Below are 22895 nucleotides of genomic sequence, written 5' to 3'. Positions count from 1 at the left end.
CGGCACCGCCGACCTCTCAGGGCGGTGCCGACGCCCCCGTCCACGGACGGGGGCGTCGGGACCGGGCCCCTCTCTAAGGGGCCCGGTGACGTGAGACGCGTGCGCTGCGCGTCACCGGTGGATCTGTGTGTCCCGCGTCGGCCATGGTTGCCGGTCCCGTCGAGAGCACCAAGGGAGTCATCGTGCCCAAGTACCTCATCCACGTCACGTACACGAGCGAAGGCCTGAAGGGTCTGCTGGCCGAGGGAGGCTCGGGCCGGCAGCGGGCCGTGGAGGAAACCCTCGCTTCCGTCGGCGGCACTCTGGACGCCATGTACTTCGCCATGGGCCAGGACGACCTGTACTGCCTGGTCGACGTACCCGACCAGACCACCATGGCCGCTGTCGCCATGGCCGCCCGGGCCTCCGGCGCCGTCGTGTCCAAGGCCGTTCCGCTGCTCAGTGTCGCCGAGATGGACCAGGCGGCCAGGATGGCCGTCAGCTTCCGCGGCCCGGGGGCCTGAAGCACCCGCGGCCGGGGCCGGGGCCGGCCACGTCCACGTCCCGCCGTACCGGCATGTGCCGCAACACCACCGGACGAGCCTCCGCGCGCCGTCCGGGCCGATCCGAGGGAGCGGGCGTCATCCCGTACGTCCGCCAACAGGACCATGCCCCGGCCACGCGGCACGGCGACCATGGACCGCATGACCCCTCTCCGTATGACAGCCGCCCCGAAGCAACCCCCGCCCCGCCCGGCCACCCGGCCCCGGACCGCGCCCGTGGGCGGCCGGGGCCCCGGCACGGGCTTCTTCCTGCGGGCGGAGGACTACGACGTCACCCGACTGCGGTGCCCGCTCGGGGGCCCCTCGTGGGCCATCGATCCCGCGCGGGCGGCGGTGCTCGTGCACGACATGCAGCAGCACTACGTCGACGTGCTCTCCCCCACGTCCGCCCGCGTGCTCCTCGGGCAGGTGGAGCGCGTGGTGGACTGGGCCGACGCATGGGGTGTGCCCCTCCTGGCCAGCGGGCTGCGGGTTGCCTCGGAGCCTGCCCAGCGCGGCCTCCTCGGTTCCTGCTGGGGCATCGGCCTCACCGCTGAGCAAGCCGCTGAGACCGCCCTGCCCCGACTGCGCGCCGCCGACGTCACCCGCATCGCCAAACGCAGCTACAGCGCCTTCCACGCCAGTGATCTGGAGACGGAGCTGCGGCGCCGAGGCCGCGACCAGCTCCTGATCGTCGGGGTCTACGCCAGCCACGGGATCCTTGCCACGAGCGTGGACGCCATCGGCCGGGACATCCGTGTGTTCGTCCCCTTCGAAGCCACCGCCGACTACACGGCCGGCCGCCATTCCGCCGCCCTGGAGCTGATCGGAACCATGAGCGGGCGCGTGCTGGCCGTCGACGACCTGCTCCGCGAGGTGCCGATCCCGTCCCTGTAGACGGGATCCCCCGGCCGGTCCACCGATCGGCCCATGCCCGGGGGGTGGCCCACGGGCCACAGTGGGCAAGGCGTTCCCGACCGTCTTCCGCCCAATGGAGTGGCGCGGCCGGTGAACCCCCACACGCACTCAGCAGAGGAGACCGGGCATGAGGTCCATCATGGTGACGGGCATCGCCGTCACAGCAGTCGGAGCAGCGGCCCTGGGAGTCGGGAGCGCCGCACCGGCGTTCGCCGCACCGTCCGCCCAGCACCCCGTCGTGACGGCCACGGCAACACCGACACCCACGCCGACACCGACACCCACGCCGACGCCGACGCCGACGCCGACGCCGACCGACTCACCCGCCCCCGTCGTGCCCGGCTATGTGAACATCCAGGTGACCGACCCGCCCAAGGGCGTTCCGGCCGACAGGGCCCCCCTCCTGAGCCCCGGCGAGGTCACCATCACGGGCATGTGCCCCTCCAACGCCACGGCCATCCCCGACAACGCCATCACCTCCCCGGCCTTCGAGAACGGCATGGCCCAGCTCGGCCCGGCGCCCGGCATGTCGGCCGGATCCCCCGGGATCAAGTTCACCGCCAACGCGGTGGTCAAGTCCGGGCTGAGCCCCGCGTTCTACGACCTCAACGTCGCGTGCACCGGCGGGCAGCCGATCACGACGCAAATCTGGGTCCAGCCCGCCACACCGCCCACGCCTCCCCCGGCTCCCCCGGCCCCGCCGGCACCGCCAGCCCCGCCGGCCCCTCCGGCTCCCCCGGCCCCTCCGGCGCAGCCCCACATTCCCAAGGGCGCGCCGGACACCGGCGTCGTGGCCGCGAGCGGACAGAGCCCGCTCGTCCAAGCCGGTGAGGCCCTGGGGGTCGCCGCAGTGCTGGGCGCCGGCGGATTCTTCGGTCGCCGCCGCTGGCTGCGGACGCACAAGCGATGAGCACCTACCGGCTGCCGCCGTCGCCCCACCCGGGCGGCGGCGCCCGCCCGGCGCGCAGCCGGCGGCGCACCGTCTGGCTGTGCGTGGGCGCCGTAGTGGTGCTGGCGCTGCTCTTCCTGTCGGCGATCACGGTGACCCGCTACCTCGAACCCGACTCCGCTCCCGCGGCGGCGACGGGCCAGAGCACGACGACGGACCAGGTCACGGCGGCGCCCGCCATGAGCGCGTCCGCCCCGAAGCGGATCGAGATCCCCTCCATCGGGGTGGACAGCCCGGTCATGTCCCTCGGACTGGCGGCCGACGGCACCGTCCAGGTGCCGCCGATCGCCAAAAAGGCCCCGGCGGGCTGGTACCGCCACTCCCCCACGCCGGGTCAGAACGGCGCCAGCGTGATGCTGGGCCACCTCACGGTCGGAAAGTTCGGCAACGGCGTCTTCTACCGCCTCGGCGAACTCCATCCGGGATCGCAGATCAAAGTCGACCGGGCCGATGGCAGCACCGCCGTGTTCACCGTGACCAGGACGGCCGAGTACGACAAGTCCGACTTCCCGGCGAAGGAGGTCTACGGGGCCACGGACACGCCGCAGCTGCGGCTGGTCACCTGTACGCGCCCGGCAGGTCCCGAGGGCAGCGGGTACCTCGCCAACCTGGTGGACTACGCCACCCTCACGTCATCCACGACCTGAGCGGAGTCGTGGTCCTCGACACCGGGACCGGGCGACCGGTGGCCGAGTACCTCACAGCAGGAGTTCCCCGGCGGGGTAGCCCGCACCGACCCTGGACCGCGGACGGTACGAGCCGGCTCCGTCGCCCTGGTACAGCCACAGCACCCCCGACCCGTCACGCGCCAGGAGGTCGCGCCGCCCGTCCCCGTTGACATCGCCGGGCGCCAGCAGCGCGTTGTAGATGTTCCAGCCGCTGCCGACCCGGACACGTGGTGCGAAGCCGCCCGCACCACTGCCGCGGAACAGCCACAGCACCCCTCCCGGGTCACGGGCCAGGAGGTCCGGCAGGCCGTCCCCCGAAAAGTCTCCGGGCGCCAGCACGGCGCTGTACGTCTGCCATCCGGCGGCGATGCGCACCGGTGCGGCATAGGTGGCCCCGTCCGCCCTTCCGGCGTGGAGCCACAGGCCGCCCGCGGTGTCACGGCCGAGGAGGTCGGACAGGCCGTCGCCCGTGATGTCACCCGGTGCGAGTACCGCGTCGTACCCCTGCCAGCCGCTGCCGGCCCGGGTCCGGCCGGCGCCCGAGTAGGTACCGGCGGCGTCGGCGGTGTAGCGCCACAAGTCGCCGGCCGCGTCGACTCCGAGGAGGACGTCGGTTCCCGGCGGGCGGACGACGTGCCGCATGATCTGCCACCCCGTGCCCACCTTGCAGGCACCGGAGAAGGTCCCGTTGCCGTTCCCCGTGACGCGGAACAGGGCTCCGGCGGCGTCGCGGCGGAAGTACGCGGCCCGACGCGGGTCGAGCCGGCCGCAGTCGGCCCAGGCTGCCGCGCCCCGCAGTATCCGGTGATCCGAGACCAGCGGGTCGATGGGCCGTACATCGGCCGCGGGGTCCTTGAAATGGGCCGCGGTGAAGTACACGTAGTCCAGCTTCTTCTTCAGGGCCGGGACCGTGCTCTCCCCGGAGCGGCAGGCGCGGGTGACGCCGGGCGTGCAGGCCGCCGGGTCGAAGAAGTCCGGGTCGGACTGGTCGGCCTCGGCGAAGCGGCCCCTCGCACCGTCGCCCATGGCCCGGTCGTAGAACCGGGTGAGGGTGGAACTGCGGGGCGAGTGGTTGAAGTCACCGCCGAGCACCACCGGGACGCCCTGGTCCTCCCAACTGCGGACCCGCGCCGCCAGCCGGTCGGCCTCGGGGACGGCCAGCGTGCCGTCGTCCCAGTACAGGTGTACCGAGCAGGCCCAGTTGGTGCGGTACTGGGTGGCGCTCTTCAGACAGGGCACCCGGATCGGCTCGCTCTCGCCGCCGACCGTGAGGTCCAGGTCCAGGCTCTCCTGGACCTCCCCCTTCACGAAGACGGCGTTGCCGTAGTCGGCATTGCCGCAGATTCCCGGCCGGCCCAGCACCGTGCGGCTGAACAGGCCGCGGTATCCCAGCCCGCGCAGCCGTGCCAGGACGGCGTCGTACTGCGGCCGGCACACTTCCTGGAGGAAGATCTGGTCGGCGTTCCACGTGGTGACGCCCGCTTGCGCCACGATCGTGTCGATGCGGCGCTGGTTGTCGTAGGAGGCCGAACCACACATGTTGCCGCAGATGTTGTAGCTGACGAAGCGCACGGGCGCCGCGTTGCCGGGCGTCACCGTGTCGGCCGGCCGGGTGGACCCGGGCCTGTCCCGCACCGCGGTGTGCACCGGACCGCCGACCGCGGCGGACGCGGTGGCCGCGGCGGACGCCGACGTGCCGCCGGCCACCAGCAGGCACAGTGCTGCGGCGGTCCATCCGGACCTGGTCCTCCGTGACATCTGTCCTCGCGGGGTGCAGGGCGGCCCACCACGGCCGCGCGACGAGGCCACCGCATGCGTGGAACGCCGCGCGCGACCGAACGAAGACGATCATCGGACCATCCGAAGAACCGTGACGCGTGCAATGGCAGCCGCCCGGCACCCCGTTCCACCCGCATGGCGGCAGCTACGCGGCGAGTCGCCGGGACTAGGACCTCGGGCGGTCCGATGGGCGGAGGACGGGCAGGCACCTTCTGCCTACCTTGGGACGGCCGTCCTCCGACGCTTCCGGTCGCGCCCCGACCGGAGGACGGCGCGAGGTGCGAGGCGGCAGGTGCGGACCTTTGCGGTCCGCCGCCTCGCACCTCGGGGCGCTCCTTGCCCGTACCGTCCCTCCCCCACCGTCGCGAGGTCTAGGCCGGGCGGTGCGGTGAGCAGACCCGTAGTGCGTCTCACTGGTGGATGTGCCGCTGCCCCGCACGGCCGAGCATCACCGGGAGAAGCGCATCGACGGAAGGGAACCCCCGTGCCCGTGCAGCAGACGATGACAGCGGTGAGCCAGGACCGCCTCGGCGGACCGGAGGTACTCCGGATCATCGAGACACCGCGCCCCGACCCGGGCTTCGGTGAGATCCTCGTCCGGGTGAGTGCGGCCGGCGTGAACCCCATCGACGCCAAGACCCGGGAGTCGGGCGCCTTCCTGGGAGAACCTCCGTTCATCCTGGGCTGGGACGTCTCCGGCGTGGTCGAGGCGGTCGGGCCGGGTGTCCGGCTCTTCGCGCCGGGCGATGAGGTCTACGGAATGCCGTTGTTCCCCGCGCAGGCCGGGGCCTATGCACAGTACGTCGCCGCACCGGCCCGGCACTTCGCGCCCAAGCCCGACGGTCTGACCCACGTGCAGGCGGCGGCCCTGCCGCTGGCCGCGCTCACCGCGCGGCAGGCCCTGGTGGACGCGGGGAAGGTCGGCAGGGGCGATCGCGTGGTGGTCCACGGTGCCGCCGGCGGGGTCGGTCACCTGGCGGTGCAGCTCGCCGTCGCGCTCGGTGCCCACGTGATCGCGACGGCCCGGTCATCCCAGCACGCCGCCGTGTGGGGCCTCGGGGCCGCGGAAGTACTCGACTTCGGCGAGGGCGACGTGCACGCGAGGATCAAGGATGCCGACTTCGTCCTCGATTCGCGCGGCGGGGAGGAGGCCTTCCGTGCTCTGGACACGCTGAAGGACGGCGGCGTCCTCGTCTCACTGCCGTCGCCCGAGGACGACGCGGTGGTCGCCGCGGCGGCCGAGCGCGGGGTCCGGGCCGGTTTCATGCTCGTGCAGCCGGACCCGGTGGGCCTTCACGACATCGCCGCGCTCGCTGCCTCGGGGGTACTGCGGCCCGTCGTCGCCGCCACGTTTCCGCTGGCGGAAGTGGCCAGTGCACACCGCTTCGCGGAGGCCGGCGGCGTCTTCGGCAAGACCGTGCTCGTCGTCGGCTAGATTTCGGCTCGCCGACGCCCCCGCAGATCATCCACCAGGAGAGAAGAATGTTCAGCCTGATCGCCCGCTTCACCCTCGCGTCCGAGGCCGCCGCGCGCGGGTTCGACGCCTTGGCCGTCGAACTGGCCTCGGAAGTCCTCCGGTCGGAGCCCGGCGTGCTGACCTACCTGTGCCATGCCGTGGCCGACGATCCGCTGGTCAGGGTGTTCTACGAGGTCTACCGGGACCGGGAGGCCTTCGAGGCCCACCAGGCGACGGTTCACGCGAAACGGTTCTTCGCCGCCTACGAGCAGTACGCCAGCCACCTTCACGTCGACATCCTCACTCCCCTGGAGGCCGGCACCCCGTAGCGGGACAGCGCACGCGGCGGAGCACGCCCCGGCCGGCCATGCGGCCGTCGGGGCCTGAGCCCTCACTTGCGCAGCCTGCTCCACACCTCGTCGCTGAGCAGCTTCTGCAGCGCCCCCCGATCCACGTCGACGTTCTGCGGCTGGGCTACGAACTGGGCGAACTCCGCCTTGTCGGCCAGGATCCCGAGCTTCACCGCGACGCGCAGGATGGCTGCGAAGTGGCGGCCCGTGGGCTGGTAGGTGCCGCTGTGGTTGTCGATGTAGGTCACCTTTCCCGCATCGACGGTGATCTCACCGGCACAGGCGACCTGACCGTCGATCTGGGCGTGCGACTCCAGCGCGCGGTATCGCATCCCGTCCTTGCCGGCTCGCCTGGAATCCTCGGCACTGATGTGCTGGTCCACGAAGATCGCCGCGCTGTTGTCCTCCTCGACCGTCACCACGTACCGGACCGGGGTCCCTGCGGTGTGGATCGCGTACTGGTTGTCATAGGTCATGAGGCGCCCGTCGCCGGAGATCACCGCTCGGAACTTGCCGGCGTCCACCGGGCTGACATCGGTCGCAAGCACCCTGGGCTCGAGGTCGAGGTGCTGGACACCGCAGTCCTCCTCCAGTGTGGCTCCGAAACTCCGCGTGCCACCGGTGGCATGGGAGGGCCCGGTCGAGCCCGCCCCTTGCGGGGCGATCCTGATCGCGGAGGACCGCGGATTCCCGAAGGTGGATTCCTCGTCGGAGGACGTCCCCGAGTAGTGCGAAGGTGAATACGTGAACTTCTCGGGGAAGCTCCGCTTGACGAACGCGTTCCACGTATCCGCAGTGAGAACTGCTTCGGTGGCGCTGACCAAGCGGGCCATGACCGCGGCGGAGAGGATCTCCTGCATCACCGACTCGGCGGTGACCAGGCCGACATCGAGAGCCTGGGCCACCCCCGCGTAGAGGATCTGGTGGGCGTCCTTCACAGACAGCTCATCCAGGTACTCCCAGGTGTCCGCGGACAAGTAGTGCTGCAGAAGCGTCGGGTCCATGGGAACGATCGCGTTCCCACCCGCGTTGCTGGTTGGCAAATCCATCGGGAATTCCATGAGTCCTCCTGCTTTCGGCCGGGCCGCGCACGGCCTCATGCTCGGGTACGCCGTCATCCGCGAGCGCGGATCGCGAGGCGTGAGGCTGTTCGCCGACGAGCTGTGTCACCCCGCACGGAGATTCTCGGTGCGGGCGCCGAGCCGCACAGCAGCCGTACGGGCAGCGTCGGAGGCAACAACCGGGGAAGCGTGCGGCAGCACCGGGGGGGGCGGCCACCGCCTCCTCGGGCACACTCCCCGGGACTCACGCGCGCTGGAAGCGGCCCATCAGCACGGCCTGCTCCAGCACGTGCCCGGCGATGGCGTTCTCGAGTTCGGGCCGGCCGCAGGAGTCGGAAAGGTCGAGCAGCGTATCCAGGGCGTACAGCGTGAAGAAGTAGCGGTGCTCACGGTCGCCGGGCGGCGGCGCCGGGCCGATCCAGGTGTTCGTTCCCCGCGTCGTCCTGCCGACCACCCCGACCGGGCCGTCGTGCTCGGTCAGCCGGCGGTGCGCCGCCGGGATGTTCCACACCACCCAGTGGTCGAAATTCCCGTCGGCACGGCGGTCCCGGGGGACGTCGGGGTCGTGCACGACCAACGCCAGGCTCACGGCCGCGTCCGGCACATCCGAGAACTCCAGTGGCACCTGGGAGTCGCTCCCGTCGACCGTGTGCTCGACGGGGATCGTGCCGCCGTCCCTGAAAGCAGTGCTTTCGATCCTCATACGTCCATACAACGCCGGTCCGGCCCCGCGGGCGCGCCGGGCCGGATCCCGCTCAGGAAAGCCGCCGGGTCAGCTGCTCCACGCGCACGGCGATGCGCTCCAGGCGCTCGACGAGGGGCCCCGTCTCACGAACGGCCCTGCGGACCGGCGTGTCCTCGGGTCCCCGGCCGTCCGCGAGCTCGAGCTGCCGCCGCGCGTGCAGTACCTCGACATGGAGGCGCATCTCCTCGAGGGCTCCGGTCAGGGCGGCGGCGTCCGCCGCGCGCCGGGCCGCGTCCGGACCGGTCAGCGCGGGCGCGGCGTGCGCGGTGAACGCGGGCAGCCCGGGAACGTCCGCCGCATCCGGGCGAGGGCCGGTCAGGGCGGTCAGCGCGGTGACGTCCCAGACCAGGTCGTACAGGTCGGCGATGACCGTCGCGACGCGGTCCGTGGCGGCGCGGTCCGGCCGGGGTTCGCGCCGGGCCCGCCGTTCGGCGTCCGCCGCGGCCTCCAGGGCCTTCTCGGCGTCCGCCCTGGCCCGCGCCGTGCTGTCCGGTGCGGGTGCGGGCCCGTCCGGCGCACCGGCGGGCAGGAGACGGCGCAGCCCGGCGTCGAGGTAGGCGGCGGTCGCGGCCGTGGCGCCGGCGGTCCGCCCGGCGAGCCCGCCCCGCTCCCAGGTGGGCCAGAGCAGGTAGCCGCCGAGGAGCGCGGCGGCGCTGCCCAGCACGGTCATGGCGATCCGCTCCAGGGCGGACCGCCAGTCGCCCGGCTGTGACACGTCGCCGATGAGCAGCACCAGTGGCGTTCCGAAGAGGACCCAGAAGGCGTAGTTGACCGGCCTCAGGGCGAATCCGATGGTGATCACGGCGAACAGCAGGGCGGCGAGGACGGCCGGGTCGTGGATCCAGGCGATGGCGAGTGCGGCGCACGTGCCTCCGACCAGGTTGCCGACGACGCGCTGTCCGGCCCGCTCGATGGTGTCGGCGTAGCGGGGGCGCATCACCCTCAGGACGGCCAGAGTCGCCCACTCCCCGTGGGACAGGTCTAGGGCCCAGACCGCGGCGAGGACGGAGGAGGCCACCACGGTCACGCGCACGGCGTGCCGGGCCGTGGGTGAGCCGGCGCTGAGCACCGTGCGCAGGGCGGTCCGGTCGAAGCCTCGCCGCGGGGTGGGCGCGGCGTGGGCACGGGTGGTGCGCAGCGATTCCGACACGCCTGCCGCCCGTACGTGCGCCGAGTCCGTCTCCTGGGCGATACGGGTCAACAGCCGGCGGTGCCGGGACGCGCTCACCAGTGCGGAGTACGCCTCGGCGCCTGCCACGGCCCGGGAGCGCAGGAGGTCACAGGCGCGGGAGAGCCGGTCGAGGGCCTGCCGGGGCGACGATGCGGAGACCGGGCGGGTCGGCGGCACGTGCGCGAGCAGGGCAGCGGTCTCCGTGAGCCTCTCCGCGAGCGCGGTAGCGGCTTGCGCGCATGCGGCGGCCGCCGCGGGCGGTGGAGAGCCGGTGGTGTGGAGGGCAGCGGTGAGGTCGGCCAGCGATGCGGCGCCGTTGAGGAGGGGCTCCAGCCGGGTGGCGAGGTGCTCGTCCCCACCCTGACGGCGCAGTGCGGCGACGGCTGCCGCCGCGCGTGCCTGTGCCCCGGCCGCCTGCGCGTGGTCCTCCGGCGTGGCGGGCTGCGCGGCCGCGATCCGGGCCAGGCGGTGGCCCGTCTGGCGGTAGGGCTCGGCGAGCGCGAGCAGGACCGGGCCCAGCCGGGGTCCGGGGGTGAGCAGGGCGGTGGCCGCCGCGTACCAGAGGCCTCCGGACAGGACGAGCAGGGCCGTGCCGGCGGCGGTGCCCTGGTCGGCCGTCATGTTCCCCGCCCCGGCCAGCAGGACGGTGGCGGGCATGGTGCCGAGCCGGCCCGCCACGGGGTGCAGCGGGTCCCCCAGACCTGCGACGAGCACCAGTGCGGCGAACAGGACGAAGGTGAGCGGCCACACGCCGAAGGCCGGCTCCCCGAGGGCGAAGGCGGCCGCATTGACCACGGCCGCGACCACCAGTCCGAGGGTCCGGCTGCGCCGCGGGCCTCCCTTGTTCGTGAACGCCGCGACGTACGCGCCCAGGCAGGCCCAGGCTCCGCTCACGGGGTGCTCGAACACGATCCCGACGGGCAGCGGGAGCCCGACGGCCACTCCGTTGACGAGTCCGGCGACCACCGCGGGCCGGGTACCCGGCACCGGGACGAACAGGTGCGGCCCGCGTCGGCGCCGGGTCACCTCGCCATGACCACGGCGGTCGGCGCCGCGGGCCGCGGCCCGGGTTCCTTCACGGGCGGGGGTGTCACCGGCCCATGGTCACACGGGCGCCCCGGACGGGCGGGCTGCGGCCCCGCCCGGCGTGCCGCCGACGGCGGTCCGGGCGGGGCCGCGGGGCCCTACTGGCCTACTGGCCTACTGGCCTACTGGCCTACTGGCCTACTGGCCTACTGGCAGTACTCGCGGTCGAACGCGTCGGTGGCGAGACCCGCGTCCCGGCAGCGCCGCTCGTACCAGCGTTCCCGGAGCGCGGTCGCGGCATCCGCATCGGACACCCCGTGGACGCCGAAGTCCTCCTCCGCGCATCGCTGTACGTCGGCCACGAAAACCACCCGCGGAACGCCCGAGTATCCGCCCCGGTAGGCCCGTGTGACGCACCAGTCGGCGGCCGACACGAGCGCGGTCCACCGTTGTGCCTCGAGGGAGGGCGGTACCGCTGCACTGCGCCGCCGTCCCCACCATGATCGAACCGTCATCGCACCGCTCCTTGCCTTGTCCCCCGGGCCGCTTGCACAGCTCCATCCTGCGAGCCGGGCGGGCGCTCCCCCTCCCCCGATCGGGGGGCGGCACAGGCCCTTCCCTGTGCTGTTGACCTGCTCGACGGTCGTAGTGGGCGCCTGCTCCTTCGCACCGATCGCCCATTGCGCGAAGCGTGCTCCGCAAGACGCCCTTGAGCCCGTCGCAGCACACGATCAGGGCGTCGCGCAGGCCTCGGTTTTTCAGCTGGGTCGGGATGTGGAGCCGGAATTCGGCGCCCTCGTTGTCCATGCCCAGGAGTTCTTGATCCCGTCCACGTCCACGCCGATGACCAGGTGCGCGGCCTTGTTGACCACGTGTCCGCCGTCGCGGATCCTCACCCGCACCGCGTCGACGTACAGAACCGGGTACGTTTCGTCGACGGGCCGGTTATGCCACGCCTGGACCTCGTCGGTGATCACATCGGTGACCTTCGAGATGAGCGCCGGGGACACCGTGGCTCCGTAGACCTCGGCCAGGTGGGCGGTGATGTCCGGGTCGACATGCCCCGCGCGTACGGGGACAGGATCATCTCGTCGACCTGCCCCAGCCTCCGCCGGCCCTTGGGCACGATCACCGGCTCGAAGTCGCCACGGCGGTCGCGCGGCACGTCCACCGTGACCGGCCCCGCCGTCGTGGTCACCGTCTTCGGATGCACACCATTGCGATGGTTGCCCGACCCACGACCGGCCCGGTCCCCTGCCTCGTAGCCCAGATGATCGGCCGTCTCGACCTGCAGAGCCCGCTCCAGCACGGCCTTCATCATCTGCCCCAGCAGCCCCCCGGCCCCGTCCAGGCCCATCCCGGACTCCTTGGCGTCCCACATCAGAGCATCGATCGCCTCCGGCGACGACACCCGCGTTAACCGCCCGGCCGCCGCCTGACTGCCCTCCAGCTCCCGCCCCTCGTCCTGCTCATCCACCCGCATGATCGTCACAGCCTGTTACTCCCTGATGAAGAAGTCATCCTCCCCCAGACCGACAAGGGCCTCGTGCAGGCCCGGCGCCCATGTGGCGAGGACGGCGAGGGTCTTGTCGACGTACCGCCAGGCCGTCGCCTGCGGCACGCCGGCCCCCGCTCCCACCTGGGCGAACGTCTCGTTCTTGGGCGAGGTTGAGCAAGGCCTGCTTGAAACAACCGAGCTTGCGCCAGGGCGGCTTCACCAGGCGCCGGCGATGGTAGTTGAGCCAGGTGACGTGCTCCACGAGCGGGCACGGGACGTCGAGCGTGGCCGAATACGGGACCAACGAAGCCTCCCAGGGCTGATTCAAAGTCCGATGGTGCCGGTATCGTCGCAGGTCAGGGGAGTTTCAGCAGGTCGAGGGGGCGGGTGAAGGGGGTGTAGGAGACCTCCCGCAGGGCGGCGGCGATGCTGCGGTGTCCCGCTGAGCGCAAGGTGTTGATGGCGAGGCTCCGGATGGTCGCCATGTTCGTCGGCCCATGCCCGGAGCGGATCTTCGAGGCGTCCTCGGCGAAGGTGACGTCCCGGACGTGGTGGACTGCCTCGATGCCCCACTGGGATCTGGCGATCGTGTTGAGGCGGGTGGGGCGGGCCTGGTGGGAGGGCATGTCGGTGACCGCGTAGACCGTCTGGCGGGTGACCTTCCCGGTCTTGAGGTCGGTGCGGTGCCGGAGTAGTTTCACGGCCTGGACCGCGAACGGGTAGCCCAGATCGAGGTCGGTGATGGTCAGTGCCCGCACCGATCGGGTCTCTTTGCGTCCGTGGCCGCGGGTGCGATCGTAGGAGACCTGGCGGCACTGCTTCCACGGCAGTGATTTCAGTACCGCCCGCAGCGTCGGCTGGTTGGCCTTGACCACCAGGAAGTAGTGCGCCCTCTTGTCCTGGACGATGTACCGGGCCTGGTCGCGGGTGGTGTGCAGAGCGTCCGCGGTGATGACCTCGCCGGTCAGGTCGAAGGGGTCCAGCAGCGGGGCGAACGCGGTGACCTCGGTGGTCTTGTCCGGGACCGGGAGCTGGGAGATCACCTGCCCGTCGCCGGACAGCGCGGAGAGAAGATGCACGGCAGTACCGGTGTCGGTGCGCGAGCCTCGGGCGGTCTTGCCGTCGACCGCCACGGTCGTAGGGCCGGCCGGGGTGGCACCGAGCAGGTCCGCGAGCCCGCCGGGACACACAGCGTTGATCATGCGGCGCAGGGTCGCGGTGGACGGCGGTATCCGGATGCTGAAGGCGGTGGCCGTGCGGGCACCGAGCCGTGCCAGGGCGTCCTGAGGCGCGGCGGCGGCCCACTGGCCGACGGCGGTGAACGACTTCGCGCCGGTGAGCACCGCCGCACACGCGGTCAGCAGCACCGACACCAGGCTGTGCCGCCGGCCTCGGCGGTCACGAGGGTCGGGCAGGACCGCGAGCCTCGCGGCGAGGTCCGGCATCGAACGCTGAACAGGGGTCGGCGACTTGGCCAGACAAGGCATGCCAGACTGACGGCACATCGAAGCTCCGGCGGTTCGGGCGACTGGGAGGTCACCTTGATCGTCGGAGCTTCGTTGCATGCCGGGAGGATGTTCCGACGAGCCGCCACACTGCTGTGACCTGCGGGTTCATAAGACCACCGAGACTTTGAATCAGCCCTGGCACAGGGCCAGCAGCGCGCCGAGGCGATACCGGGTCTTCGAAGTTGAGCGGTGTGCGTGTCCATGTCATCTGCTGGGCGGGCCGCCGACATGGTGCGTCGCCGGTGCTATGACTGGCCCGACCGCCACCCTATCGACGACCCATCGAATCGGCATGGCCATGCCGCACCGCTTAACTTCGAAGACCCGCGATACCGGCGCCCCTGCCGCCGACGCGGATCCGGCAAGGTCTCCAGCACCTCGGCAAGATCGCCCAGCTCCTCGGACCCGACGGCCGGCAGGTCCGCTACACGGGCACGGTGGCAGGACAGGACTTCGACCATGGAAAATGGCATGCGGACGCGACCCCTGAACGATCAATGGCTTCGACACCTTGATCATCAGAGGTCGCGTCCTTCGTGCGTCCACCAGCCCCCATCAGGCCGAACACCCACAACCAGGGCCAACCACTCATCTCGCCAGACGAGAACGCTTCAGCCCTGTTTCAAGGAGCGCCTATTCACCGCCGGGGGCAATGTGCTGCGCGATGTAATTCATCATGTCATCAATCAGTTGCGCGTTTTCCTTGCCGTCCTCCCGCGCGAGAGCATCGGCGAAGGCTTGACGGGCCTCTTGATGGCCATCGACGACAATTCCAGAATTACCAATCAGCCTCAAGAGGGTCGGCCCTGCTGCCTTCAAGCGAACCGTTCTCCTATATGCATCGACGATCTCTAGTGCGTCATCGACCCGGCCCTCATGAATACACGCGCTGATCATTCCGAGGACCGTTCGGACAGTCGGAGCCTTGCGAGTCTCAGGAACTGACGACCCAGTCTCGGGAATTGACGCCTCAGCCTTGGTCTTTGCAGGTGACTTCGGGTTATTCTTCCGCTTGTCCACCGCCAGCCGAATTGTGAGGTCTTTTTCCCGCCACGCTTTCTGCTGCTCGCAAATAAACTCGAACAGTTCTGACACCTTGTCGATGCCTTCCTTGAACTGGAAAGGCCTATTATGATGCATTTCCGTTAGTGCGACTCCTAGCACCCGCTGCAGCTCGAGCATTTCCTTCGGGAGGAGCCCATGCTTTTGCGCTTCCTTGAGCGCCTTCGCGGCCTCTTTCTTCTTGCTTTTCCCTTCAAATACAAGGTAGAGCAATTCATTTACCGAGGGGGCGATGACCTCCCCAAAGACATCGCGCACAGCCTGGAACAGTTCAGCATCCGGGGTATCCAACTTGATCGGATTTTTCCCCTTGCTATTAAGATAGTGGATGAAGTTTTTGCGCGCGGGATAGTCACCATCCGTCTTGGTCGAGAGGAGCACCTGCACCGTGGCCAGCATGCTTTCTGCCGCGTCATTATCCCTTTTCAGAATGGCCTCAAGAATTGGAGCGAAAGCGATTTCTGGATTCTCGATAATCTTGTTCAGGTCATCGGGGAGTGCGTAGCCGTTTCCAGTCGCCGTAGCCTGCTGCGGCTTAGGATCAACCTTCGGATGGCGTTCGAGAATGCGCTTCTCGACCAGTGCCTTCATCTTCGGGTCAGTGCTGACCGCATAATTCCAGTTTCCGCCGGCCCAGACCTCGAAGTCCAGATCGATGTTTTCCTCGATCTTGTCCGGGAACAGTTTGTTGCCGGGCGAGAAGATATGCAGGCTGACCCTCACCTGGCGGCCTGTGCGATCCCCGATATGGTCGCCAGGCAGTACCGAGACGGTTACTTTGAACTGTTCCGCATTGGCATTGTAAAGTTCACCGCCACCCAGATACGCTTTCCAGGCGCCCACCTGTAGGTAGTTGGATAGCAAGGATTCCTTACCGATCGGAATGGGGGCGTATTCATCACCATTTTTCCGTGCGGCGGTTGCCCTGGCAAATTCATCTTGCACGTAGAGATCCCAGTGATCCTTGTATATGCGTTTGAAATTCGTAAGGTCAATATTCAGCACCATCGGTATTTGAAGCCTTGACTTTACAAGCTTCGTCCTGGATTTGAGGATCTCGGCTACGGCACTGTTCTCTCGGCCGTAAGTGGCTATCAGGTACTCTTTTTCCGCCTTGTACTTGAGATACTTCGCGCTCATGGCGGCAGCGAAAAATGGGTTGCTCGAGAGGGCGGAGACCCGATTCTTAACATACGTGAATTTGATCTGTATATTATCGCTACCGCTCAGGTCTTTGGCTCGGGTGACGTAGCATCCGTTACCGAAGGGGTCGGTAGTTATAGAGCCAATCACTTCGACCGGGCGGTCTTCCGGAATCAGGCTCTTGACGCCGCCCACTCCCTGAAAAAGTACCTGGGTGGGCTCGGTGGGGATTTCCATTTTTTCTCCTATTTGTTGTTGACTATGCGGGTATTACATCCCGGGCTGAACCCGGGCTCAGATGCGCCGAGTGGCAGTTTCTAGCCTTACGCACGCGCCTCCAGGTACCCTTTCTCCCCTGCCACCTTCTTGACGGCAAAGGGCTCTTGCCCATCGCATGCCGGCAACGTTTCCAAGACCTGCACCAGCCAAATACACTGCTCGGACGAGAGGTTGCCGTCGGTCTTTTCGAGCATCCCAATCGTCTGCGCGAACTGCATAAATTCTGGATCTGCACGAAGAGCTTCGAGGAGTTGATATGAATTCAGCTCCTCGCCCTCCGCGCCACGATTGCCCCCTGGATTTGCCTTAGTGGGGATCAGATCCAGATCTGCTCCATCCACATCAGCATAGATGCAAAAGACGGAAGGCTCCTGAGTATCCTGCGCCAGGTAGATAGGGGAATTCCTGTCAAGATACGTCGCGCCTATGGCGAGGTATTTGATTCCGCCGCAATCGACCCAGTACCATCCCTCATTGTCTCGCTTGACTGGCAGGGTCGGCCCGCTGCCCTGGCGGAGATGGATCTCGCAACCGCCGTGAACTGCGGTTCCGTCTTCTGAAACTGAGATGCTGTCATCGGTAACCAGGTTCAGTATCTGCATTTGAGGCTCTTTCCGTCGTGATCATGGTTCGCTGCCGTGCCGGACCCATTGCTGGCCGGCGGGTATCTCGTTGGGTCAGTACAGCACCGCCCCTTACACGCGCAGGTGTAGCGAACGGGCAGTGACGGGGGCAGAACCAGGGCCCCGGCGTTTGCCTGGATCGTCCGGTTTGATCATGTGATGCCGTAGAGGGCGAGGACGAGGGTGCGTTCGGTGTGGGCTCGGCGGCCGGCGGCGGTGTTGACGTATCCGGCGAGCTTGAGCGCGCTGCGGATCAGGTCGCGGACGGTGGCGAGGACTGAGGGTGTGTTGTGGGTCCTGACCTGGGATTTGTCTTCGTTGAAGGTGACATCTCGACACCAGTGAACGGTGTTCTCCACGGTCCAGTGTCCGCGAGCCCATGAAGCGATTTCGGCGGCGCTGGCCTCTTCGGCGGGCAGGTCGGTGATGGCGTAGACGGTCTCGGTGGACCACTTCTTCGCCCCGTAGAGGCGCCGTCGGCGCTGGATGCGCAGGGCCTGGGCCGCGTGGGGGAAGAGCAGGCCGCCCACGGTGACGACCTGTACGAGGCGTTGTTCGTGGCGGCCGTAGCCCTGGGCGTCGTCGCGGTGGATGACGGGGATCTTCTTCCAGGGCAGCGCGTGGAGTTGGCGAGCTTGCCCGCGTTGGTTGTTCTTGATGGTCAGCAGGTAGTGGGCGCCGCGTTCGTGCAGGTAGGCGGCGTGGTCGCGTTGGGCGTGGAGGGCATCGGCGGTGACGACGGCCCCGGCCAGATCGGCGTCGTCGATCTGGTCAAGCAGGGGTGCGAACTCGGGTATTTCGTTGGTCTTCGCGCCGATCTCGCGGGAGGCCAGAGTGATGCCGTCGCCGTGCCGGACGGCGGAGAGTACGAAGACCCGACTGCCGTCCGGGCGTTTCGCGCCGCGCAGGCATTTGCCGTCCACCGCGATGGCCCGGCGCCGGGAGCGCACCGGTTCGGCGCGGGCGGCCGCCCCGTGGGCACGGCGCTGCTCCCGCTCGATGCCACCGTCGGGCATGAGCGGCCCCGGCGGGCAGGGCCGGGTGGACAGCAGAGGCCGCAGGTGGTCGTAGCCGGCCGCGCCGACCTCGCCGGGATCCAGGCACCCCAGGACGGTGCGCAACGTCTTCTCGCTCGGGATCCGGTACCGGCCGAGCAATGGGTGGTAGGGCAGGCCAAAGGCGGCCAGCTCCTCGGGGGCAGCGCGTCTGCACCACTCCGCTGCCGCGGTGATGGAGTCATGGCCCGCCGGGGTCATCGCGCAGACCACCAGGGCCAGCAGCGACGAGACTCGATACCGCACCCCACACGCCCCGCGAGGATCGGCGACCGACTCGAACTGGGCTACCAGGCTGCGGACTTGGTCCCGCGTGTCACCCGAGCCGAGGGCTTCCAGGCGGGGTGCCGGAGAAGCAGGAGCGGTGGCAGTGGATGATGGAGGAACGAACACGGCACCCTCGTGGATCTTGAAGCGGAGAGAACTCCATGATCCACCGGCGCCGTGTTCGCCTGTTTCCGGGGCACGCCAACATGATCAAAAACCCCTAGGTCGGGGCGATTCAGGCAAACGCCGGGGCCCTGGGGGCAGAACTAATTCATAGTTGTGTTGATCGTGCTGCGTTGCAGCGCTGACCTCGATCCGTCAGCGGTGATCGCTACTTCGTGAGGTGGTCGGTTCACCCCGTTTTGTTCCCGTGGGTGTCGGGCGGGGTCTTCGCGTGACGCTGCGGGGGCTCCGGGTTCCACGGGCCCGGAGTGCTGCGGGTTGTTCTCCTTCCTGGTCCTTGTCGGGGCGGGATGGGGTGGTCAGGTGACCGCTGGAAGGGCGGAGAGCCTCTGCCAGGCCGGACGAACGCGCCGGCCCAGGGCCAGGAGCGGTCGATCCGCAGCCATCGGCTGCGGGCGTGCTTCGCGAGGCGGGCCGGGAGGTGGTAGAGGCGGAAGCGCATGGTGTCGGGCTCGGCGTCGGCCAGGCCCTCCTGATCGTGCAGGGTGAGCAGGCGGAGCCAGGCATCCAGGTCGGCGGCGAGGTTCGCGGTCAGCATCCATGCGGTGTTGATCGTCCAGGACTTCGACGGCAGGTTGTGCAGCCCCATTGCCTTGTTCGTCCGCACGTGGTCCTCGACGACGGCGTGGTGGCGGTGCAGGACGTCCAGCCATTGGATCTGATGGGAGCCTGGGATCCGGGTCATCTTGTTGATGTTGGTGGCGGTGATCGAGTACTTCCAGCCGGTCTCCTTCTCGAACGCGGTGAGGTCCTTCGTGTGCCGGCCGGACGGCTTGACCCGGCGGACGATCAGCCGCATCCCCTTGATCCAGCCCTCCCGGCGGTTCAGCCCGGTCAGCTCGGCGACGCAGTAGCCTTCCTGGAGACTGCCGTCCTGCTTCAGCGAGGTCTCCCAGGCTCTCTCGGGCAGGCGGGCGATGGCCTTCTCGTCCTCGTCGGTGACGGTCCAGCCGGTGGTGAAGCGGACCGTGCGCCGCATCGTGTTCAGGTCCCGCAGGTGTTCGTGCAGGCCATGAGTGGCGCCGGCACCGTCCACGCGCACCAGGATCTTCGCCATCAAGGCTCCGGGGACTTGGGCGAGCGCCTCGCCCAGCACCCGCAGGTGGTCGGCGACCGTGTTTGAGCCGGCGTTGCCCGCGCGCAGCAGCATCGCCAGACACTCGCCGGTATTCGCGCACCACGCGGCCAGGGGATGAAACCCGAACGTCTTCTTCCAGGTCGCCGTAGCGCCCTGCTTCTTCGACACTGCCGTGATGATCGTGGCGTCCATGTCGATCACCACCCAGCGGTGCAGTTGCTTCCCGGCGATCGTCAGCCACGGGAATCCGCCCGGCCGCAGGTGCAGCAGCGACCACACACCCCGGCGCACCTGAGCCCGCGCCCGAGCGATCTTCGCCAGGACGTCGGCGTCCATCGCCTGAAGTGTCCGGCGGGTCGTCGAGTCCGACACCGCCGGCCCGAACAGGCCCTGGTGATGGGCCTGCAACTGCTCGGCGTCCGACAAGTTCGCCGCCCCCAGCGTGATCGCTACGGCGAGCTGCACGACCACGACCGCGCGGTCCCGCCAGCCGTTTCCGGCCCCGGCGGGCAGCACGCCCGCCAACGCGGCCGTCAACCCAGCACGGTCGGCCAGCCGACGCAGCAGCACCGCCCCGGCATACCCGACCAGCCCCTTGCCGTCGGCGACCACGGACAGCCGCCGGTCCCACCCTGTAAGCTCGCTCACCAGATTGGTGCCCTGACTCTCGCATCGGATACGACCTAGACACTCGCATCCTTGCAGGCCAGCGGCACCTTTCTGCTACCGGGACGTCAGATCATCCAATTCCGCTGAATACCCAGGGTTAGCCGAGGAGGATGCGATGGCGGAGCAAGGTGAAGCCTGCTCGTCCGTGCATTTGGCGGGCCATCCGCTTGGTTTTGGTGTTGACGCCTTCGGTGGGGCCGTTGCTGTACGGAAGAGTGACCGCGGCGATCACGGCGTCGCGGTCTCGCTCGTGTCAATCCCCTGGAAACGTAGAGTCCTCTTCTATGCGGCTTCGGCCCTCTGGTGGGCTTGGCTGCGTTGCTGGCTGATCTTCTGTTCGAACTCCACGGGTGGAAGTCCGCCGGCACGGGTGTGTCGGCGTCTGGTGTTGTAGAAGTCGGCGATCCACGTGGCGATCTTGATCCGGGCTTCGGCGCGGGTGGTGAACCGGTGCCGGTGGATGTACTCGGTCTTGACGGTGGAGTTGAACGCCTCGGCGGCGGCGTTGTCGAAACAGGACCCCACGCGGCCCATGGACTGGACCACGCCGAGTCGGTCGCACAGGCTGTTGTAGGCGGCGGAGGCGTATTCGCTGCCCCTGTCGGAGTGGAAGATCACTCCGTCCACGTCGCTGCCGCGGGTCGCGGCGGCCATCTGCAGGGACGCGCTGACCAGGGCGGCGTCGTGGCGGGCGTCCATGGCGTATCCGAGGCAGCGGCGGGAGAACAGGTCGATGACGGTGGCCAGGTAGAGCTTGCCCTCGCCGGTGTCGATCTCGGTCATGTCACCCACCCAGAGCACGTCGGGAGCGATCGCGTCGAAGTGCCGTCCGACCAGGTCGCGGACTGCTTTCCGCTTGCCCTGGCGAGTCAGGCCCTTGCGCCTTTTCGGTTCGCGGCCGTACCAGCCCTCCTCGGACATGATCTCGGCGACCGTGTTCACGGACACTTGCCAGCCCTCGGCCCACAGGTCAAGCGTGATCCTGGGCGAGCCGTAGGTCCGACCCGACGCGTCGAAGAAGTGCTTGATCCTCTCGGTCAGCGCGGCCCGTCTGACCTCACGCTTCGTCAAATTTGCAGGCCTGCCACGCCATTTGTAGTACCAGGCCGGTGACACACCGAGCGCGCGGCAGGCCACGGTGTGCGGGATCTTCTCCTCGGTCCTGCAGTCGCTGATCACCCCGACGAGTACCGCCGGGTCCCAATCAGCTACTTCACCCACAGGACCATGCATCGCTTGAGGACATCACGCTCCATCCCGAGCTCGACGGTCTCCTTGCGCAACCGCTGATTCTCCGCCCGGAGCCGGGCCAGTTCCTCCCGCTCGGATTCCTCCAGAGGGCCGGTACCCGTCTCCGCGGCCCCGCGGGCCCGGCTCACCCAGGTCTGCAGCGTGCCCTCGTGCACACCCAGATCCCGCGCGACCTCCGCAGCCGGCTTGCCCGTCTCCAGCACGATCCGCACGGCCCCCTCACGGAACTCCGCGTCGTAGCTACGTCGCTTCCCCACCCTCAACTCCTTATCGGGTCACGACTCCACGCTACGAGGGGAAGCACACTTGCGGGGCCGGCTGTTGAGTGTGGCAGCGACCGCCTCGACATCCTCAGCCGCCCATCGGGAAAGGTCGGTTCCCTTCGGGAAGTATTGGCGCAGTAGGCCGTTCGTGTTCTCGTTGGTGCCGCGCTGCCAGGGGCTGTGCGGGTCGGCGAAGTAGACCGGGATGCCGGTCTCGATCGTGAACTGGGCGTGTGCCGATAGTTCCTTGCCGCGGTCCCAGGTCAGCGATCTCCACAGTTGTTCGGTCAGGGTGGCGACCGTTGCCGTCAGCGCGTTCTTCATCGTCACCGCCCCGTAGCCAGCCAGCGGTGGCCCGTTCTTGGCCCGGGGAACCGTGCCGTAGCCGTCCTCGCGGGGCAGGTGGACGAGCACCGTGAAGCGGGTGGTGCGCTCGACTAGCGTGCCGATCGCCGATCGCTCCAGTCCGATCAGAAGATCGCCCTCCCAGTGCCCCGGGACGGCCCGGTCGTCGGCCTCGGCCGGCCGTTCACTGATCAACACCTCGGGCGTGACGTGGGCCGACGCCTTCCGCTTGGATCGGGCTCGGGGCACCCGCAGGGCCCTGCCGGTGCGCAGGCAGGCGACGAGCTCGCGCTTGAGCTCTCCCCGGCCTTCGATGAAAAGGGCCTGGTAGATCGCCTCATGGCTGATCCTCATGGACCCATCATCGGGGAAGTCGACCTTCAGCCGGTTCGCGATCTGCTCCGGACTCCACGCCATGACCCACCGGCGGTCGCCGCGGTGCGGCTTGTTCCGGCCCTTCCACCGCGGGCCCTCCGGCCCCAGCACCGTCCCATCCGGACGGCTGACCTGGCCGGAAAGTCTTTCCTGGACGTAGTCCCGCAACCGGTCGTTCGCGGTCAGTTTCGCGGTCTTCGGGCGCCGGGCCACCAGATCGGCCTTCCACTGCGCGACCGAAGCCCGGTAGTCGAGTCGGCCGCCACGAGTCGCGGCATTGCGCCGCAGCTCCCGGGACACCGTCGAAGGATCTCGGCCAAGACGCCGTGCGGTCTCCCGGACCCCGATGCCCTGCGCTTTCAGGATCGCGATCTCTTCACGCTCGTGAAAGGACAGGTACCGGCCGGACTGCGGAGCAAGATCCATTGGTGGCATGCCGCCACCGTGGCGGAACCACCTTCCCCCTGCCGCTTGGGATACGCCGACCGCAGCTGCCGCCTCCTCCGGGAGCAGTCCCTTCGCAATCTCCCGCCAGAACTGACGTTCTACTTCCCGCCGAAGTGCCGGCGCACCCGGGGACTTCATCGGCGACCGCCCGGTCAACGCCGCCATCCACCCTGCTGGCCTGCCCATCAACACCTCCGAGGACGAG

General features: G+C 68.9%; 19 protein-coding genes and 3 pseudogenes. 6 read left to right on the top strand and 16 right to left on the bottom strand.

The genetic code is table 11. From position 1 onward, the window contains the following. Positions 1 to 182: 182 nt before the first annotated feature. The 4 genes from ACTVZO_RS39000 (at position 183) to ACTVZO_RS38985 (ending at position 3035) form a co-directional block, all read left to right on the top strand. Positions 183 to 503, top strand: a complete 321-nt coding sequence (locus ACTVZO_RS39000) for a GYD domain-containing protein (RefSeq protein ID WP_443302890.1) — start codon at positions 183 to 185, stop codon at positions 501 to 503. Between the two features lie 180 nt (positions 504 to 683). Beyond that, complete coding sequence (locus ACTVZO_RS38995; protein ID WP_443302889.1) at positions 684 to 1418, top strand: isochorismatase family protein; 735 nt, start codon at positions 684 to 686, stop codon at positions 1416 to 1418. Positions 1419 to 1566: 148 nt separating this feature from the next. Continuing rightward, entirely contained in the window at positions 1567 to 2349 is a 783-nt protein-coding gene (locus tag ACTVZO_RS38990) for a hypothetical protein (protein ID WP_443302888.1), read from the top strand. Continuing rightward, on the top strand, positions 2346 to 3035 hold the full coding sequence (locus ACTVZO_RS38985; RefSeq protein WP_443302887.1) for a class F sortase: 690 nt from the start codon (positions 2346 to 2348) through the stop codon (positions 3033 to 3035). The genes ACTVZO_RS38990 and ACTVZO_RS38985 overlap by 4 nt, the downstream gene beginning before the upstream one ends. 51 nt (positions 3036 to 3086) lie before the next feature. Here ACTVZO_RS38985 and ACTVZO_RS38980 read toward each other — a convergent pair whose 3' ends face one another. After that, positions 3087 to 4814, bottom strand: a complete 1728-nt coding sequence (locus tag ACTVZO_RS38980) for an FG-GAP-like repeat-containing protein (protein WP_443302886.1) — start codon at positions 4812 to 4814, stop codon at positions 3087 to 3089. Positions 4815 to 5337: 523 nt separating this feature from the next. On the opposite strand from ACTVZO_RS38980, the gene ACTVZO_RS38975 reads away from it, so the two are divergent. Continuing rightward, complete coding sequence (locus tag ACTVZO_RS38975; protein WP_443303409.1) at positions 5338 to 6270, top strand: NADP-dependent oxidoreductase; 933 nt, start codon at positions 5338 to 5340, stop codon at positions 6268 to 6270. Between the two features lie 47 nt (positions 6271 to 6317). Continuing rightward, positions 6318 to 6620, top strand: coding sequence for a putative quinol monooxygenase (locus tag ACTVZO_RS38970; RefSeq protein ID WP_443302885.1), 303 nt, complete (start codon positions 6318 to 6320; stop codon positions 6618 to 6620). A 62-nt stretch (positions 6621 to 6682) separates the two neighbouring features. On the opposite strand, the gene ACTVZO_RS38965 is transcribed toward ACTVZO_RS38970, so the two are convergent. The 15 genes and pseudogenes from ACTVZO_RS38965 to ACTVZO_RS38895 form a co-directional block, all read right to left on the bottom strand. After that, a complete protein-coding gene (locus tag ACTVZO_RS38965) occupies positions 6683 to 7645 on the bottom strand; it encodes a hypothetical protein (protein ID WP_443302884.1) in 963 nt (320 codons plus the stop codon). Positions 7646 to 7946: 301 nt separating this feature from the next. Further along, the gene (locus ACTVZO_RS38960) at positions 7947 to 8405 is read right to left on the bottom strand and encodes a YbhB/YbcL family Raf kinase inhibitor-like protein (protein WP_443302883.1); all 459 of its coding nucleotides are present in this window, start codon (positions 8403 to 8405) and stop codon (positions 7947 to 7949) included. Positions 8406 to 8457: 52 nt separating this feature from the next. Further along, positions 8458 to 10644, bottom strand: coding sequence for an FUSC family protein (locus ACTVZO_RS38955; RefSeq protein WP_443302882.1), 2187 nt, complete (start codon positions 10642 to 10644; stop codon positions 8458 to 8460). A 206-nt stretch (positions 10645 to 10850) separates the two neighbouring features. Next, on the bottom strand, positions 10851 to 11159 hold the full coding sequence (locus ACTVZO_RS38950) for a hypothetical protein (protein WP_443303438.1): 309 nt from the start codon (positions 11157 to 11159) through the stop codon (positions 10851 to 10853). 178 nt (positions 11160 to 11337) lie between these two features. Then, a pseudogene (locus ACTVZO_RS38945) lies at positions 11338 to 12025 on the bottom strand (IS256 family transposase); the annotation flags it as partial. Positions 12026 to 12151: 126 nt separating this feature from the next. Further along, positions 12152 to 12470, bottom strand: a pseudogene (locus ACTVZO_RS38940) (IS5/IS1182 family transposase); the annotation flags it as partial. 28 nt (positions 12471 to 12498) lie between these two features. Next, positions 12499 to 13587 carry an ISAs1 family transposase gene (locus tag ACTVZO_RS38935; protein WP_443302881.1) on the bottom strand — a complete coding sequence of 363 codons (1089 nt, stop codon included), beginning with the start codon at positions 13585 to 13587 and terminating at the stop codon, positions 12499 to 12501. A gap of 696 nt (positions 13588 to 14283) precedes the next feature. Further along, entirely contained in the window at positions 14284 to 16092 is a 1809-nt protein-coding gene (locus ACTVZO_RS38930) for a hypothetical protein (RefSeq protein WP_443302880.1), read from the bottom strand. A gap of 86 nt (positions 16093 to 16178) precedes the next feature. Beyond that, complete coding sequence (locus tag ACTVZO_RS38925; protein WP_443302879.1) at positions 16179 to 16736, bottom strand: hypothetical protein; 558 nt, start codon at positions 16734 to 16736, stop codon at positions 16179 to 16181. Between the two features lie 173 nt (positions 16737 to 16909). Further along, positions 16910 to 18205: an ISAs1 family transposase gene (locus ACTVZO_RS38920; RefSeq protein WP_443302878.1), complete on the bottom strand. Its 1296-nt coding sequence runs from the start codon at positions 18203 to 18205 to the stop codon at positions 16910 to 16912. Between the two features lie 226 nt (positions 18206 to 18431). Further along, a complete protein-coding gene (locus tag ACTVZO_RS38915; RefSeq protein WP_443302877.1) occupies positions 18432 to 19988 on the bottom strand; it encodes an IS1380 family transposase in 1557 nt (518 codons plus the stop codon). 118 nt (positions 19989 to 20106) lie between these two features. Further along, positions 20107 to 20259, bottom strand: a pseudogene (locus tag ACTVZO_RS38910) (transposase); the annotation flags it as partial. 32 nt (positions 20260 to 20291) lie between these two features. Continuing rightward, on the bottom strand, positions 20292 to 21242 hold the full coding sequence (locus ACTVZO_RS38905; protein ID WP_443302876.1) for an IS3 family transposase: 951 nt from the start codon (positions 21240 to 21242) through the stop codon (positions 20292 to 20294). Then, complete coding sequence (locus ACTVZO_RS38900; RefSeq protein ID WP_443296350.1) at positions 21218 to 21517, bottom strand: transposase; 300 nt, start codon at positions 21515 to 21517, stop codon at positions 21218 to 21220. Before ACTVZO_RS38900 ends, ACTVZO_RS38905 begins: the two co-directional genes overlap by 25 nt. 18 nt (positions 21518 to 21535) lie before the next feature. Beyond that, positions 21536 to 22855: an IS30 family transposase gene (locus tag ACTVZO_RS38895; RefSeq protein ID WP_443302875.1), complete on the bottom strand. Its 1320-nt coding sequence runs from the start codon at positions 22853 to 22855 to the stop codon at positions 21536 to 21538. Positions 22856 to 22895: the final 40 nt, after the last annotated feature.

This window comes from Streptomyces sp. IBSNAI002 (genome assembly GCF_052244475.1).
GTDB lineage: Bacteria > Actinomycetota > Actinomycetes > Streptomycetales > Streptomycetaceae > Streptomyces.
Note: the sequence above shows the minus strand (reverse complement) of the source record. Positions and strands in the feature narration are given on the sequence as shown.